Below are 13,270 nucleotides of genomic sequence, written 5' to 3'. Positions count from 1 at the left end.
CGCGATGACGCTTGAGGGCATGACCTTTCTGCTGGCCGAGATCTGGGGGCTTCTGGCGCTGGCGGGGCTGGTCGGTGTGCTCTCGGGCTGGCTGATCTGGGGCGGTCGCTCTGCCGCCGCGCGTGACCTGACCGCCCGCAACGACGAAATCCAGCGCCTGCGGGCCGAGTTGCAACGCGCCCGCGTCCAGGCCGCCTGGGCTGATGACGCGGGTGAGGACATCCCGCCGATGCAGGGCGGAGGCTATCGCCGGCCCGAGGCGGCGCTGGCCCCCGGTGAGGTGCCCGCACAGGCAGCCGTGACGCCCCAGCCGGTCCCGGGTCTGGCCCCCATTGCCGCACCGAACCCGCTCAGGACAGCCCCTCAGCCGACACCTGATAAGACCGGAAAGCCGGACACGCTGGCTGAACCGCGCGACGGCATTGCGGACGATCTGACCCGGATCAAGGGCGTCGGACGCAAGATCGCGACCGCCTGCAACCGGTTGGGTATCTGGCATTATGACCAGATCGCTGCGTGGACGCCCGAGAATATCGCTTGGATGGAAAGCCATCTTGGTGGGCCGAAGGGGCGTATCGCGCGCGACGATTGGGTCACGCAGGCGCAAACGCTGTCAGGGGCGGGGGAGCCGGTGTTTAAACACCGCTAATGGCCCCGGCGGACCGCAAGGCTCAGGACTTATCGGTGACGTTCTCGGCGAAGGCCTGCGTGAATGCGGCATCCTGTTCGGGGGTGGATGGCGTCTGGTGGTTGGCCTTCCACTCGGCCATGGTCATCCCGTAGAACGCTTCGCGCCCCTCGTCCTTGCTCATCTCGATCCCGCGTTCGGCGGCCGCCTCCTGATACCAGCGGCTCAGGCAGTTGCGGCAGAATCCGGCAAGGTTCATCAGGTCGATGTTCTGCACATCGGTGCGATCTTCCATCAAGTGCTTTTGCAAACGGCGGAAGGCGGCGGCTTCCAGTTCGATTTGCGTTTGCGGGTCAATCTGCGGCATCGGCGGCCTCCATTCGGGACAGGGCGGCGCGCAGGATCGGTGCCAGACGCGCGCCCCAGTGCTGTTGGTCCGCTTCAGACTGTATCAGATCATTGCGCAGTTCAACCAAGGCATTGGCGCGGCCCGTCTGCAGGGCATGTCGGTCCAGCGAATCGCCGGGCAGGTGGCCCGCATAGGGTTCGTTGTCACCGACGCAAAGGTCCGGTTCTTCGCGCAGCAGCGCGATCAGCGGCTCCGCCAGCCGGTTGTCGAAGGCATGCAGGATGCCGATGTGCCAGGGGCGCGGGCGGCGTCCGTTCAGCCGAGGCGTGAAACTGTGGACCGAGATCACGACCGTATCGTCGCGCCGCGCGGCACAATCGGCGACGGCCTGGTGATAGGGCGTGTAGAACGCATCGACCCGCCGCGCCTTCTCGACCGCGTCCGCGTCGCGGTTGGCCGGGATCACAGAGCCGTCGTAAAGCTTCATCAGCAGCGTCGGATCGTCCAGCCCGCGGTTCGGATCGATCACCAGCCGCGAGAAGTTCGACAGCACCGCGGGCGCGCCCAGCGCATCGGCCAGCGCCCGCGTCACCCCCGCCGCGCCCACATCATAGGCGATGTGGCGCTCCATATCCGCAGGGGCAAGCCCCAGATCGCCCCCGCCCACGCAGGCAGGCACCGTGTTGGCCGCGTGATCGCAGGTGATCAACCAGCGCGACTGGCGGTCGCCCCCGTGGATATGAAAGGGCGTGTGGGACGTGGTGGGGTGGAAGGTCTTGTTCATATGTTTGCCGTGGTGCAGTTGTAGGGCCGGGTGAAACGGGTATAAAGCGCCCGAGCCGTTAGCGATAACACGCGCGGCCTTCGCCGCAGACACGAGGAATAGCACCATGAAACGCGATCGCAACGTCAAGATTGTCGCCACCCTCGGGCCGGCGTCGGACGATTACAAGATGATCCGCGCCCTGCACGAGGCCGGCGCCGACGTGTTCCGCCTGAACATGAGCCACGGCGACCATGAGGAAATCCGCATCCGGCATGGCATCATCCGGCAGGTGGAAAAGGACCTCGACAGCCCGATCTGCATTCTAGCCGACCTTCAGGGGCCGAAGCTGCGGGTGGGTGTTTTCGCCAATGACGCGGGCGAGGATCTTGAGGTCGGGCAATCGTTCCGGCTGGATCTCGACGACGCCCCCGGCACCAATGAGCGTGTGCAACTGCCCCACAAAGAGATTTTCGACGCGCTTGAACCGGGCGCGCACCTGCTGGTCAACGATGGCAAAATCAAGCTCAAGGTGAAGGACTGCGGCCGCGACTTCGCCGATTGCGAGGTTCTCGTCGGGGGCACGATCTCCAACCGCAAGGGCGTCAACGTCCCCGACGTGGTGCTGCCGCTGGCCGCGCTGTCCGAGAAAGACCGCCGCGATCTTGAGTTTGTCTGCGAGCTGGGCGTCGACTGGCTGGCGCTGTCCTTTGTGCAGCGCCCCGCCGACGTGGAAGAGGCGCGCAAGCTGGCCAAGGGGCGTGCAGCGCTGCTCTCGAAGATCGAGAAGCCCGCCGCCGTCAAAGCCTTCGATGACATTCTGGCGGTGTCCGACGGCATCATGGTCGCGCGTGGGGATCTGGGCGTCGAGTTGCCAGTGCAGAACGTGCCGCCTATCCAGAAACGCCTGATCCTCAAATGTCGTGAGGCCGCCAAGCCGGTGATCGTCGCGACGCAGATGCTCGAGTCGATGATCGAATCACCCATGCCGACCCGCGCCGAGGTGTCGGACGTGGCCACGGCGATCTATGAGGGCACCGACGCGATCATGCTCTCGGCGGAATCCGCGGCCGGTGACTTCCCGATTGAAGCGGTCACCACCATGAACAACGTCGCCATCGAGGTTGAGGCTGATCCGACCTATACCGAGATGGTCGAAGCGACCCGCCAGACCTCGGGCAAGACCGTCGCCAACGGGATCGTCGCCGCCGCGCGCGAGATTGCCGAGACCGCCGACATCAAGGCGATCTGTTGTTATTCGCAGTCCGGCACGACGGCCCTGTTGACCGCGCGGGAACGCCCCCGCGTGCCGATCATGGTCCTGAGCAGCGACATCGCCACCGTGCGGAGGCTCGCGCTGAGCTGGGGGACGAATTGCGTCATGGTCGTCAAGGTCGTCGACCGGTTCAAGACCGCCGTGATCGAAGCGGTCCGCGCGGTCAAGGCCAGCGGCATCGCCGAGGCATCCGACATGGTGGTCGTGACCGCGGGCGTGCCCTTCAACACGCCGGGCAGCACCAACATCCTGCGCGTGGCACCGTGCGAGGAACGATTGATTTTTTCCGGCGAGTAAGGCTTAATTTCCTCAATTACATTGATTTGAGGGTTTTTGAGCATGGATCCGGAGCTTTTGCTGGTCATCGGCCTTGTCGTCGGCGGGTTTTCCATTCCGTCCATAATGGGGGCATTGGCAGACGGTCGGGTCCCCCGTGCCGCATCGATTGCGGTCATGGTGTCCGGCGCGCTGATCGTGCTGGCGATCCGCGACCGTCCGGGCGGGGTGGCGCTGGCCGACATTCCCGACATCTTCGTTTCGGTCGTCGGGCGCTACATCTACTAGCGCCCTTCGCAGGCGAATCCGCTTGCGATAGGGGCGAACCTCGGCTACATGCCCATTTCCAACCGCGCGTCCGGCCAGTCTGGCATGCCGAGTCGCGTTCATCTACCGACCCAAAGAGGAGACGGAAATGCCTAAGATGAAGACCAAATCGAGCTGCAAGAAGCGGTTCAAAGTGACGGCCACGGGCCGCGTTCTGGCCGGTCAGGCCGGGAAGCGCCACGGCATGATCAAACGCTCCAACAAGTTCCTGCGCAACGCGCGCGGCACCACAACGCTTTGTGCGGCTGATGAGAAAATCATCAAGTCCATGATGCCATACGCACGATAAGGAGTTTCTGATATGCGAGTTAAAGGTGGTACAGTCACTCATCGTCGTCACAAGAAGGTAACGGATGCAGCGAAGGGCTATTATGGCCGTCGCTCCAACACCTTCAAGGTTGCGCGTCAGGCCGTCGACAAGGCGAACCAATACGCGACACGCGACCGTCACAACCGCAAGCGCAACTTCCGCGCCCTGTGGATCCAGCGGATCAACGCCGCTGTGCGGTCGGTGGACGAATCCCTGACATATTCCCGCTTCATCAACGGCCTGAATCTGGCCGGTATCGAAGTCGACCGGAAGGTTCTGGCCGATCTGGCCGTGAACGAGCCCGAGGCCTTCGGTGCCATCGTTGAAAAAGCAAAAGCAGCCATGGCCTAAGCCAAGCTGCGATCGAAATGCGAAAGGCCGCTCCTTTGGGGCGGCCTTTTTCGTTGTCTAGTTCCCGTCAAGACGCAGTTGCCGCCCCAACGCCATGATCCGGCGCAGATAGGCATCGCCGATGCAGAACGTATCCGTGCCGCAGGCGTCCCGATCCCCACGCAGCCAGCGCAGCTGCGCGCCGTCCGCATCCCGCGCCTGCGCCGCGCCGTAGATCGCCTGCAGTGCCGCATCCAGATCTGCCAGCGTTTCGGTCCGGCAGATCGTCTGTTCCGTCGGGTTCAGCCGCGCCCCGTCGCACCACGGGCGCAGGTCCGACCGCACCGGCCTAGCGCCGCGCAGGGCTGCAATCCTTTCGGCGTAGCGTTCTTCGATGCACCCGATCGCCGTCCCGCAGGCATTGCGCGCGCGCAGCCACCGTGACTGCGCCGCCCGGTCGCGGTCCGAGGCGCGATAGGCGCGGGTCAGGTCCGCGTCGAGCTCGCCCAGGATCGGATCGGCGCAGATCGTCCGCTCGGTCGGGTTCAATGACGCGCTGTCGCACCACTCCTGCGCCGAGACCATCGTGGCGGGCAGGATCAGGGCAAGGATGATAAGCATGCGCATGGCGGACCTCCTGTCGGGGAAACCTAGTGCCCACGTGCGATCCGGCCAGAGCCGCCCCGCGCACCTTGCAACCGCGGCCCCCTTTCGCTACCTGAAACCCAAGCGAAAAAGGGCCCAAGGATGGACGGCGACATGGACGATCTCAAGAGCAAATACCTCGATCTTATCGGCAAGGCCGCTGATGAGGCCACGCTGGAAGAGCTGCGCCTGCAAGCCGTGGGCAAGAAGGGCGAGATCAGCCTGAAGATGCGCGAGCTGGGCAAGATGACCCCGGAAGAGCGGCAGGTGGTTGGCCCCGCGCTCAACGCCCTGAAGGACGAGATCAACGCAGCGCTTGCAGCCAAGAAGGCCGGGCTGGCGGATGCGGCGCTGGATGCGCGGCTCAAGACCGAATGGCTTGACGTGACGCTGCCCGCGCGGCATCGGCGGGTCGGCACGATCCACCCGATTTCACAGGTCTGGGAGGAATGCACCGCGATCTTCGCCGACATGGGCTTCGCCACCGCCGAAGGCCCCCAGATCGACACCGACTGGTATAACTTCGACGCGCTCAACATCCCCGGCCATCACCCCGCGCGGGCCGAGATGGACACGTTCTACATGCACCGCGACGAAGGCGACAATCGCCCGCCGCACGTGCTGCGCACCCACACCTCTCCGGTGCAGATCCGCGAGATGGAAAAGCAGGGCGCACCCATTCGCATCATCTGCCCCGGCCGCGTTTACCGTGCCGATTACGATCAGACGCACACGCCGATGTTCCATCAGGTTGAGGGGCTGGCGATCGACAAGAACCTCAGCATGGCGAACCTGAAATGGGTGCTGGAAGAGTTCTTCACCGCCTATTTCGGCACCACCGTCAAAACCCGCTTCCGCGCCTCGCACTTCCCGTTCACGGAACCCAGCGCCGAAGTCGACATCCAGTGCGACTTCTCTGGCGGCACCGTGACCGTGGGCGAGGGGGACGACTGGCTCGAGGTTCTGGGCTCCGGCATGGTGCACCCCAAGGTTCTGAAAGCCGCGGGCGTCGATCCGGACGAGTACCAAGGGTTTGCATTCGGCATGGGTATCGACCGCATCGCTATGCTGAAATACGGCATCCCCGATTTGCGGGCGTTCTTTGAGTCCGACTTGCGCTGGTTGAAGCACTACGGGTTTAGTGCGTTGCAGGTGCCGACGGTGCATGGGGGGTAGGGCGTGGGGGTCTTGCATGCCTTGTGGCAGGCGACTGCGGATTACCATAACTTCGCATACGCCGTCTTTCTGACGCTTTTCACAACCTTTCTCCTGTCCTTCTTTAAGTCTAAAGTTCGGATCATTTGGGGCTCGACGAATGTTAGTAGTCAAGCCTTTCAGTTGAATGAAAATGCAAATAGCCGCGTTTCGATAGCGACAGAAAAGCTCTATGTTCAAAATTTGGGTAAGAAGCCAGCGACTAACGTCGAATTGGTACTAAGCGCGCCGCCTAACAGCTATACACTCTGGCCCCCGCGCGATCATGAACCTCGTATTATGGCCAATGGTCATTTCAGCATTCGCGTGCCGTCCATTTCACCAAGTGAACTGTTGATTGTCGATACGGTCGACTTAGCTTCTAGAGGGCTGGTATTAATGACCGTTAATTGTCCTGACGCACTTACACGAGAAGTGAAGTTTCTGCCTCAGCGACAATTTTCGAAGCCGATTGTATTCTTGATTGGGTATTTGATGATGGCGGGGTTATTAGCAACGTTCTACGGTGCGGTTTACCTGCTTTTTGCGTAGCTGGGTCCGTGCATAGCACGGGCAGCGCCCGACCCTCCCCCCGGGAGGGCGCTTTTGCACCGGTGCAACACATTGCTACGCTGACGATTGTCCGTCCCTAGCGCCAAACTGTGAGTGTTCGATGCGCCCCCGGGGCTTCCCCGTTTCGGCCTGAAACGCATCTCATGCGTTTCCAAGACGGCCTCAACCCCAGGGTCGGGCGCTGCCCTACCGCTTGCGGCACTTGCGCTGTAGGGTGCGTGCAGCCCACCTCAACCGAAAGCCACGTCATGCCCGATATCGAAGACCTCCAAGAAACCTACCCCGGTGCCGGAACCTTCAAATTCGGGGACTCCGCCGAACTTTCCGCCCGCCTCATCCAGCTTGTCCGTGACGGCAGGAAACGCGCCACCTGCGGCGCTTTGCGCGATTTCGAGGATGAGCCCGAGGCCATGCCCGTCGTGGGCCGCACTGATATCTGCGCCTATTGGGACGGCACGCCCGCGCTGGTCATCAAGACCACATCGGTCGAGCAAATCCGATTTTGCGACGTCACCGAGAAGATGGCGCTGGCCGAGGGTGAAGACGACAGCCTGCTGGGGTGGCGCAAGGGGCACAAGGCCTACTTCCGGCGCAATGGCGGCTGGGACCCCGAGATGATGCTCGTCTTCGAGCATTTCGAACTGGTCGAAGACCTCGACGGGCGCGCGCTCTAAGGGTTCAGCCTTTCCCCTGGCGCGCCAATCCGCTACACCCCCGCCAACACCCGATTGGCAGGACCGACACGATGAAATTCACCCTTTCTTGGCTCAAATCCCACCTCGACACCGATGCCTCGGTCGAGGAGATCGCAGACACGCTCACCGACCTCGGGCTTGAGGTTGAGGGGGTCGAGGACCCTGCGGCGAAACTGTCTGCCTTCACGCTCGCCAAGGTGACCCACGCCGAACAGCACCCCGACGCCGACCGGCTGCGCGTTTGCACGGTCGCCACGGACGAGGGCGACAAGCAGATCGTCTGCGGCGCACCCAACGCCCGCGCGGGCATCACCGTCGTGCTGGCAAAACCCGGCGACTACGTGCCCGGCATCGACGTGACGCTCTCGGTGGGCAACATCCGCGGCGTGGAGAGCCACGGCATGATGGCGTCCGAGCGCGAACTTGAACTGAGCGATGAGCACGACGGCATCATTGAGCTACCCTCCGGTGATGTCGGGCAGAAGTTCACCGACTGGCTGGCGGAAAACGACCCCGACAAGATCGATCCGGTCATCGAAATCGCCATCACCCCCAACCGCCCCGATGCTTTGGGCGTGCGCGGTATCGCCCGCGATCTGGCGGCCCGGGGGCTTGGCACGCTGAAACCTCGCGAGGTTGAGGTGGTGCCGGCAAGTTTCCCCAGCCCGGTCAGCGTCACCATAGACGAGGATACCCGCGAACAGGCCCCCGTGTTCTTCGGCCGCTTGATCCGGGGCGTGAAGAACGGCCCCAGCCCCGACTGGCTGCAGGCGCAGTTGCGCGCCATCGGGCTGCGTCCGATCAGCTTTCTGGTCGACGTGACGAACTGGTTCACCTACGATCTCAACCGCCCGCTGCACGTGTTCGACGCCGACAAGATCACCGGCAACGCCCTGCGGCTGCACCGTGCCAAGGGGGGTGAAACGCTAGTCGGGTTGGACGAGAAAGAATATACCTTCCCCGAGGGTGCGACGATCATTTCCGACGCGGAGGGCCCCGAGAGCATCGCCGGCGTCATGGGCGGCCTGCGCACCGGCTGCACCGAAGAGACCACGAACGTCTTCGTTGAAGCCGCCTATTTCGATCCGGTCCGCACCGCCTACACAGGCCGTGCGCTGAAGATCAATTCCGACGCCCGCTACCGGTTCGAACGTGGCATCGACCCGGCCTTCACCCCCGAAGGGCTGGAGCATGCGGTGCGGATGATCGTCGATCACGCGGGCGGTGAGGCCTCCGAAGTCGTGCAGGCCGGTGCGATCCCCGACACCACACGCGCCTATAAGCTCGACACCGACCGCTGCTCCTCTCTCGTGGGCATGGACATTCCTGCTGACACCCAGCGCGACACGCTCACCAAGCTGGGCTTCGTGATGGAGGGCGACATGGCGCAGGTGCCGTCGTGGCGGCCGGACGTGCAGGGCGAGGCGGATCTGGTGGAAGAAGTCGCGCGCATCGCGTCGCTCACCAAGCTCAAACCCGCCCCGATGGCGCGCGCCCGCGCCGGCGTGCCGGCCCCCGTGCTGACGCCGATGCAAAAGCGCATGACCCTGGCGCGACGCACCACGGCCAGCCTTGGCTACAACGAATGCGTCACCTACAGCTTCATTGACCGGGCCTCGGCCACGCTGTTCGGCGGCGGAACCGATGCGACGATGCTGGCCAACCCGATCAGCTCCGAGATGTCGCACATGCGGCCCGCGCTGCTGCCCGGTCTGCTCCAAGCGGCAGCGCGCAATCAGGCGCGCGGGCAGTCGAATCTGGCCCTGTTCGAGGCGGGCGATGTGTTCCACGGCGGTGAGCCGGGCGAACAGCACCCTCGCGTCACCGGCATCCTGGTCGGCAAAACCGGCCCAAAGGACGTGCATGGCACGTCACGCGACGTGGATATTTTCGACGCCAAGGCGGACGCTGAAGCCGTGCTGGCAGCGATGAGTGCGCCGGCCAAGACGCAGATCCTGCGCGGCGCGGGCGACGTCTGGCATCCCGGACGCCACGGCAAGATCTGTCTTGGCCCGAAAAAGGTGCTGGGGGTGTTTGGCGAAATTCACCCGCGCATCCTTTCGGCGATGGACGTCAAAGGGCCGGTCGTGGGCTTCGTGCTTTACCCCGAAGAGATTCCGTTGCCCCGAAAGCAGACCGCCAACCGCGGCGCGGCGGCGCTTCCTGACCTGCAGGCGGTCGAGCGGGACTTTGCCTTCGTGATGGATGCGCAGGTGGATGCCCTGACGGCGGTGAACGCCGCGGCCGGAGCGGACAAGGCGCTGATCGAAGATGTGCGCGTCTTCGACGAATTCGTCGGCGGCAGTCTGGGCGAGGGCCGAAAATCCCTCGCGCTGACCGTGCGGATGCAGCCCACCAAGGCCACGCTGAAGGAAGCCGACCTTGAAGCTGTGAGCGCGAAGATCATCGAAAAGGTCACCAAGGCCACCGGCGGCACCCTGCGCGGATAGGGTCCGCCCGTTGCCTGCGCCATGTCGGGTGGCATGGCGCGCCCGATCCGCTAGGATGGGGCGAACCTAGAAAATCAGGAGGCGTAACATGCTCAAGGTCTATCTATCCGGCGAAATCCACACCGATTGGCGCGAACAGATCACCACGGGGGCCGAGGGGCTGGACGTCGAGTTTTTCAGCCCCGTGACCGATCATGATGCGTCAGACGATTGCGGCGTCGCCATTCTGGGGGACGAGCCGAACAAGTATTGGCACGACCACAAGGGCGCCATGATCAACGCGATCCGCACCCGCAAGGGGATTGCCGATGCGGATGTCGTCGTGGTCCGCTTTGGCGAGAAATACCGCCAGTGGAATGCGGCCTTCGACGCGGGCTATGCGGCGGCCTTGGGGAAATCGCTTATTGTGCTGCAACAGCCCGATCATGACCACGCCCTCAAAGAGGTGGACGCCGCCGCCCTTGCCGTCGCGCGCGAGCCGTCGCAGGTGGTCGAGATCCTGCGCTACGTCCTGACCGGCACGCTTCCGTCCTGAGCGCGCGACAGCGACGCAAAAGGCAAAGCCCAAAAACCTTTAGCCAGACCGCACCGGCTGCGCTAAATCTGGACCACGCGGCACAATTGCCGCGGGAACAAACGGGACGGGGACATTTACATGCTGAACGAATTCAAGGACTTCATCGCCAAGGGCAATGTCATGGACATGGCCGTGGGCATCATCATCGGCGCGGCGTTCACCGCGATCGTCTCGTCCCTTGTGGCCGATCTGATCAACCCGATCATCGCCATTTTCACCGGCGGAATCGATTTCTCCGGCTGGTATTACGTCATCGGCGGCGATGCCTCGGCCTATGCGTCGATCACCGAAGCGGAAGAGGCCGGGGCCTCGGTCTTTGCGGTGGGACGGTTCATCATGGCGGTGGTCAACTTCTTCATCATCGCCTTCGTGGTCTTCATGCTGGTCAAGATGGTCAACCGCATCAAGGCTGCGGCGGAAAAACCGGACGAGGTCGCGCCCGAGGTGGACTCTGGTCCGTCGCAGCTCGACGTGCTGCTGGAGATCCGCGACAGCCTGAAGAAAACCTGAAGGCTTCGACGTCTGTGACAAGGCCCGCCCTTTGGCGGGCCTTTTGCTTGCGCCCGGGTTAAAGCGCCAAAGCCTCCTGCTGGGTGATATAATCCAGTCCCAGCGCCTCGCCGACCGCGGCATAGGTCAGCTTGCCCGCATGCACGTTCAGGCCATTCAGCAGGTGTGCGTCGTCTTTGCAGGCCTGTTTCCAGCCCTTGTCGGCGAGCGCCAGCATGAAGGGCATCGTCGCATTGCTGAGCGCGATGGTCGAAGTGCGCGCGACCGCGCCGGGCATGTTGGCGACGCAGTAATGGATGATGCCATCGACCTCGTAGATCGGGTCTTGATGAGTCGTGGCGCGCGACGTCTCAAAGCAGCCGCCTTGATCGATGGCCACGTCCACCAGAACCGAACCGGGCTTCATCTGGCTCAACTGGTCGCGGCTGATCAGCTTGGGTGCGGCGGCCCCGGGGATCAGGACCGCGCCGATGACCATGTCCATGCGGGGCAAAAGCTCTTCCACCGCCGCCTGATCGGAATACTGGGTCGTCAGCCGCCCCATAAAGACGTCGTCGAGATAGGACAGGCGCGGCACGGAGCGGTCCAGAACGGTCACATTCGCGCCCATGCCGGCGGCCACGCGGGCCGCTGCCGTGCCAACAACGCCACCACCGATCACCGCGATATTGGCCGGGCGCACGCCCGGCACACCGCCCAGCAGCACGCCGCTGCCGCCGTTCGCCTTTTGCAAGGCCCAGGCACCGGACTGCGGGGCGAGCCGACCGGCCACCTCGGACATGGGCGCCAGAAGCGGCAGGCCGCCGTTGCGGTCGGTCACGGTTTCATAGGCGATGGCGGTGCAGCCCGAAGCAATGAGGTCCTTCGTCTGCTCGGGGTCCGGGGCCAGATGCAGATAGGTGAACAGCAGCTGGCCCTCGCGCAGCATCTTGCGCTCGGGCGCTTGCGGTTCCTTGACCTTGACGATCATGTCAGCGGCGGCAAAGAGCGCCTCGGCGCTTTCCGCGATCTCGGCGCCAAGGCTGGCATAGTCTTCGTCGGTGAACCCCGCGCCGGTCCCGGCCCCGGTTTCAACCGTGACCTTATGGCCGCGGCTGATCGCTTCCTGCGCGGCGCTTGGCGTCAGACCGACGCGGAATTCTTGCGGTTTGATTTCTTTCGGACAACCGATGTGCATGTGTCTCTCCCATTGTGTGGGCACAGACTTGCGCAGTTCGCCCCGAAAAGGAATGGCAACGGCGACGCTGTTAGCGGTAGACTTTGCACGAATCTTCGGCAGAATCGAAGTTTCTTCGAAGGAGATTGCAGTGACCGACATCGACGACACCGACCGCCGCTTGTTGAACGCCTTGCAGAAACAGGGGAGGCTGTCGAATGCGGAGCTGTCGGAGAAGGTGCATCTTTCGCCGTCTGCCTGTCACCGGCGGGTGCAGCGGCTCGAGAAAGAGGGTTATATCAGCGGCTATGTGGCGCTGGTCAATCCGCGCCGGGTGAACCGCAAGACGATCGTATTCGTCGAGATTACCCTGCGCGCGCAGGCCGACGACGTGCTGGACGCCTTCGAGAAATCGGTCGCGCGGATTCCCGATGTGCTGGAATGTCACCTGATGGCGGGGCAGGCGGACTACCTTCTGAAGATCGTGGCCGAGGATGCCGACGACTTCGCGCGCATTCACCGGCGGTATCTGTCAAGCCTGCCCGGCGTGCAGGGGATGCATTCGTCCTTTGCGCTGCGCACCGTGCGCCAGACGACCGCGTTGCCGGTGTAACGGAACTTTCTGTTGCGTGGGGTGTTAGTCAGTACAATCTAACGGAGGAAGACACATGCGCGGAATATTGATACTGGTTGGTCTAGTCGTTGTGGTCATTGCCCTCATCAACCTCATCTAAGGAATACAGAATGCGAAATATCCTATATATTGTTGGCCTGATCGTGGTCGTGATTGTCATCCTGAGCCTTGCCGGGATCGTCTGATACATAACGACTCGCGCATGTTTCAGAGCGTATGAACAGCGAAAAGCCCCCGTGCAGCGATGCATGGGGGCTTTTGCTATTCTTTGGTGTTCAGTCGAAAAGGGTGCTTAGAGCATCCCCTCACGCTGTGCTTTCTTCCGAGCCAGCTTGCGCTGACGGCGAATGGCCTCGGCCTTCTCGCGCGCCTTTTTCTCGGACGGTTTCTCGAAATGCTGCTTGAGCTTCATTTCACGAAAAACGCCCTCACGCTGGAGCTTTTTCTTCAGGGCACGAAGCGCCTGATCGACGTTGTTGTCACGAACACTAACCTGCATGTGGTTTTCACCACCTTTCTAAGTTGGATTTGCAAGGATTTGCAGGAAGTGGCCATATAGCAAGCCTGCCTTATCTTG

At 62.9% G+C, this 13,270-nt stretch carries 17 protein-coding genes; 12 read left to right on the top strand and 5 right to left on the bottom strand.

The genetic code is table 11. The features are described from left to right. Window positions 1-4: 4 nt before the first annotated feature. A complete protein-coding gene (locus tag DC363_RS05510; RefSeq protein WP_108640129.1) occupies window positions 5-649 on the top strand; it encodes an NADH-quinone oxidoreductase subunit E in 645 nt (214 codons plus the stop codon). A 22-nt stretch (window positions 650-671) separates the two neighbouring features. On the opposite strand, the gene DC363_RS05505 is transcribed toward DC363_RS05510, so the two are convergent. Both DC363_RS05505 and DC363_RS05500 read right to left on the bottom strand, forming a co-directional pair. After that, a complete protein-coding gene (locus DC363_RS05505) occupies window positions 672-995 on the bottom strand; it encodes a DUF1244 domain-containing protein (protein WP_422396399.1) in 324 nt (107 codons plus the stop codon). Then, window positions 982-1,761: an N-formylglutamate amidohydrolase gene (locus DC363_RS05500; RefSeq protein WP_108640128.1), complete on the bottom strand. Its 780-nt coding sequence runs from the start codon at window positions 1,759-1,761 to the stop codon at window positions 982-984. The genes DC363_RS05505 and DC363_RS05500 overlap by 14 nt, the downstream gene beginning before the upstream one ends. 106 nt (window positions 1,762-1,867) lie before the next feature. Between DC363_RS05500 and pyk the strand changes: the two genes are divergently transcribed. From pyk to rplT, 4 genes are all read left to right on the top strand, one after another. After that, on the top strand, window positions 1,868-3,313 hold the full coding sequence (pyk, locus tag DC363_RS05495) for a pyruvate kinase (protein WP_108640127.1): 1,446 nt from the start codon (window positions 1,868-1,870) through the stop codon (window positions 3,311-3,313). Between the two features lie 42 nt (window positions 3,314-3,355). After that, window positions 3,356-3,580: a hypothetical protein gene (locus DC363_RS05490; RefSeq protein ID WP_108640126.1), complete on the top strand. Its 225-nt coding sequence runs from the start codon at window positions 3,356-3,358 to the stop codon at window positions 3,578-3,580. 127 nt (window positions 3,581-3,707) lie between these two features. Further along, the gene (gene rpmI, locus DC363_RS05485) at window positions 3,708-3,908 is read left to right on the top strand and encodes a 50S ribosomal protein L35 (protein WP_108640125.1); all 201 of its coding nucleotides are present in this window, start codon (window positions 3,708-3,710) and stop codon (window positions 3,906-3,908) included. 12 nt (window positions 3,909-3,920) lie between these two features. Further along, a complete protein-coding gene (gene rplT, locus DC363_RS05480) occupies window positions 3,921-4,280 on the top strand; it encodes a 50S ribosomal protein L20 (protein ID WP_108640124.1) in 360 nt (119 codons plus the stop codon). Between the two features lie 57 nt (window positions 4,281-4,337). Here the strand turns inward: rplT and DC363_RS05475 are convergent, their stop codons facing one another. Further along, the gene (locus tag DC363_RS05475) at window positions 4,338-4,886 is read right to left on the bottom strand and encodes a lysozyme inhibitor LprI family protein (protein WP_108640123.1); all 549 of its coding nucleotides are present in this window, start codon (window positions 4,884-4,886) and stop codon (window positions 4,338-4,340) included. Window positions 4,887-5,018: 132 nt separating this feature from the next. On the opposite strand from DC363_RS05475, the gene pheS reads away from it, so the two are divergent. From pheS to mscL, 6 genes are all read left to right on the top strand, one after another. Continuing rightward, entirely contained in the window at window positions 5,019-6,080 is a 1,062-nt protein-coding gene (pheS, locus tag DC363_RS05470; protein ID WP_108640315.1) for a phenylalanine--tRNA ligase subunit alpha, read from the top strand. A 3-nt stretch (window positions 6,081-6,083) separates the two neighbouring features. Continuing rightward, window positions 6,084-6,650: a hypothetical protein gene (locus DC363_RS16655; RefSeq protein WP_146180745.1), complete on the top strand. Its 567-nt coding sequence runs from the start codon at window positions 6,084-6,086 to the stop codon at window positions 6,648-6,650. Window positions 6,651-6,919: 269 nt separating this feature from the next. Continuing rightward, a complete protein-coding gene (locus tag DC363_RS05465; protein ID WP_108640122.1) occupies window positions 6,920-7,345 on the top strand; it encodes an ASCH domain-containing protein in 426 nt (141 codons plus the stop codon). A gap of 71 nt (window positions 7,346-7,416) precedes the next feature. Then, window positions 7,417-9,816: a phenylalanine--tRNA ligase subunit beta gene (gene pheT / locus DC363_RS05460; protein ID WP_108640121.1), complete on the top strand. Its 2,400-nt coding sequence runs from the start codon at window positions 7,417-7,419 to the stop codon at window positions 9,814-9,816. Window positions 9,817-9,904: 88 nt separating this feature from the next. Beyond that, the gene (locus DC363_RS05455) at window positions 9,905-10,351 is read left to right on the top strand and encodes a YtoQ family protein (protein ID WP_108640120.1); all 447 of its coding nucleotides are present in this window, start codon (window positions 9,905-9,907) and stop codon (window positions 10,349-10,351) included. A 120-nt stretch (window positions 10,352-10,471) separates the two neighbouring features. Further along, the gene (gene mscL / locus DC363_RS05450) at window positions 10,472-10,903 is read left to right on the top strand and encodes a large conductance mechanosensitive channel protein MscL (RefSeq protein WP_108640119.1); all 432 of its coding nucleotides are present in this window, start codon (window positions 10,472-10,474) and stop codon (window positions 10,901-10,903) included. A 58-nt stretch (window positions 10,904-10,961) separates the two neighbouring features. Here the strand turns inward: mscL and ald are convergent, their stop codons facing one another. Continuing rightward, complete coding sequence (gene ald / locus DC363_RS05445; RefSeq protein ID WP_108640118.1) at window positions 10,962-12,080, bottom strand: alanine dehydrogenase; 1,119 nt, start codon at window positions 12,078-12,080, stop codon at window positions 10,962-10,964. 130 nt (window positions 12,081-12,210) lie between these two features. On the opposite strand from ald, the gene DC363_RS05440 reads away from it, so the two are divergent. Next, window positions 12,211-12,672: an Lrp/AsnC family transcriptional regulator gene (locus DC363_RS05440; RefSeq protein ID WP_241962930.1), complete on the top strand. Its 462-nt coding sequence runs from the start codon at window positions 12,211-12,213 to the stop codon at window positions 12,670-12,672. A 313-nt stretch (window positions 12,673-12,985) separates the two neighbouring features. Here the strand turns inward: DC363_RS05440 and rpsU are convergent, their stop codons facing one another. After that, the gene (gene rpsU / locus DC363_RS05435; RefSeq protein WP_009159816.1) at window positions 12,986-13,192 is read right to left on the bottom strand and encodes a 30S ribosomal protein S21; all 207 of its coding nucleotides are present in this window, start codon (window positions 13,190-13,192) and stop codon (window positions 12,986-12,988) included. Window positions 13,193-13,270 lie beyond the last annotated feature (78 nt).

The organism is Thalassorhabdomicrobium marinisediminis, from assembly GCF_003072065.1.
GTDB lineage: Bacteria > Pseudomonadota > Alphaproteobacteria > Rhodobacterales > Rhodobacteraceae > Octadecabacter > Octadecabacter marinisediminis.
The sequence above is the reverse complement of the archived record's forward strand: the minus strand, read 5'-3'. Positions and strand labels throughout refer to the sequence as shown.

Excerpts from the sequence above, each read along its gene's own strand:
- DC363_RS05510 (WP_108640129.1), top strand. The coding sequence starts at position 5 with ATGACGCTTGAGGGCATGACCTTTCTGCTGGCCGAGATCTGGGGGCTT.
- DC363_RS05505 (WP_422396399.1), bottom strand. The coding sequence starts at position 995 with ATGCCGCAGATTGACCCGCAAACGCAAATCGAACTGGAAGCCGCCGCC.
- DC363_RS05500 (WP_108640128.1), bottom strand. The coding sequence starts at position 1,761 with ATGAACAAGACCTTCCACCCCACCACGTCCCACACGCCCTTTCATATC.
- pyk (WP_108640127.1), top strand. The coding sequence starts at position 1,868 with ATGAAACGCGATCGCAACGTCAAGATTGTCGCCACCCTCGGGCCGGCG.
- DC363_RS05490 (WP_108640126.1), top strand. The coding sequence starts at position 3,356 with ATGGATCCGGAGCTTTTGCTGGTCATCGGCCTTGTCGTCGGCGGGTTT.
- rpmI (WP_108640125.1), top strand. The coding sequence starts at position 3,708 with ATGCCTAAGATGAAGACCAAATCGAGCTGCAAGAAGCGGTTCAAAGTG.
- rplT (WP_108640124.1), top strand. The coding sequence starts at position 3,921 with ATGCGAGTTAAAGGTGGTACAGTCACTCATCGTCGTCACAAGAAGGTA.
- DC363_RS05475 (WP_108640123.1), bottom strand. The coding sequence starts at position 4,886 with ATGCGCATGCTTATCATCCTTGCCCTGATCCTGCCCGCCACGATGGTC.
- pheS (WP_108640315.1), top strand. The coding sequence starts at position 5,019 with ATGGACGATCTCAAGAGCAAATACCTCGATCTTATCGGCAAGGCCGCT.
- DC363_RS05465 (WP_108640122.1), top strand. The coding sequence starts at position 6,920 with ATGCCCGATATCGAAGACCTCCAAGAAACCTACCCCGGTGCCGGAACC.
- pheT (WP_108640121.1), top strand. The coding sequence starts at position 7,417 with ATGAAATTCACCCTTTCTTGGCTCAAATCCCACCTCGACACCGATGCC.
- DC363_RS05455 (WP_108640120.1), top strand. The coding sequence starts at position 9,905 with ATGCTCAAGGTCTATCTATCCGGCGAAATCCACACCGATTGGCGCGAA.
- mscL (WP_108640119.1), top strand. The coding sequence starts at position 10,472 with ATGCTGAACGAATTCAAGGACTTCATCGCCAAGGGCAATGTCATGGAC.
- ald (WP_108640118.1), bottom strand. The coding sequence starts at position 12,080 with ATGCACATCGGTTGTCCGAAAGAAATCAAACCGCAAGAATTCCGCGTC.
- rpsU (WP_009159816.1), bottom strand. The coding sequence starts at position 13,192 with ATGCAGGTTAGTGTTCGTGACAACAACGTCGATCAGGCGCTTCGTGCC.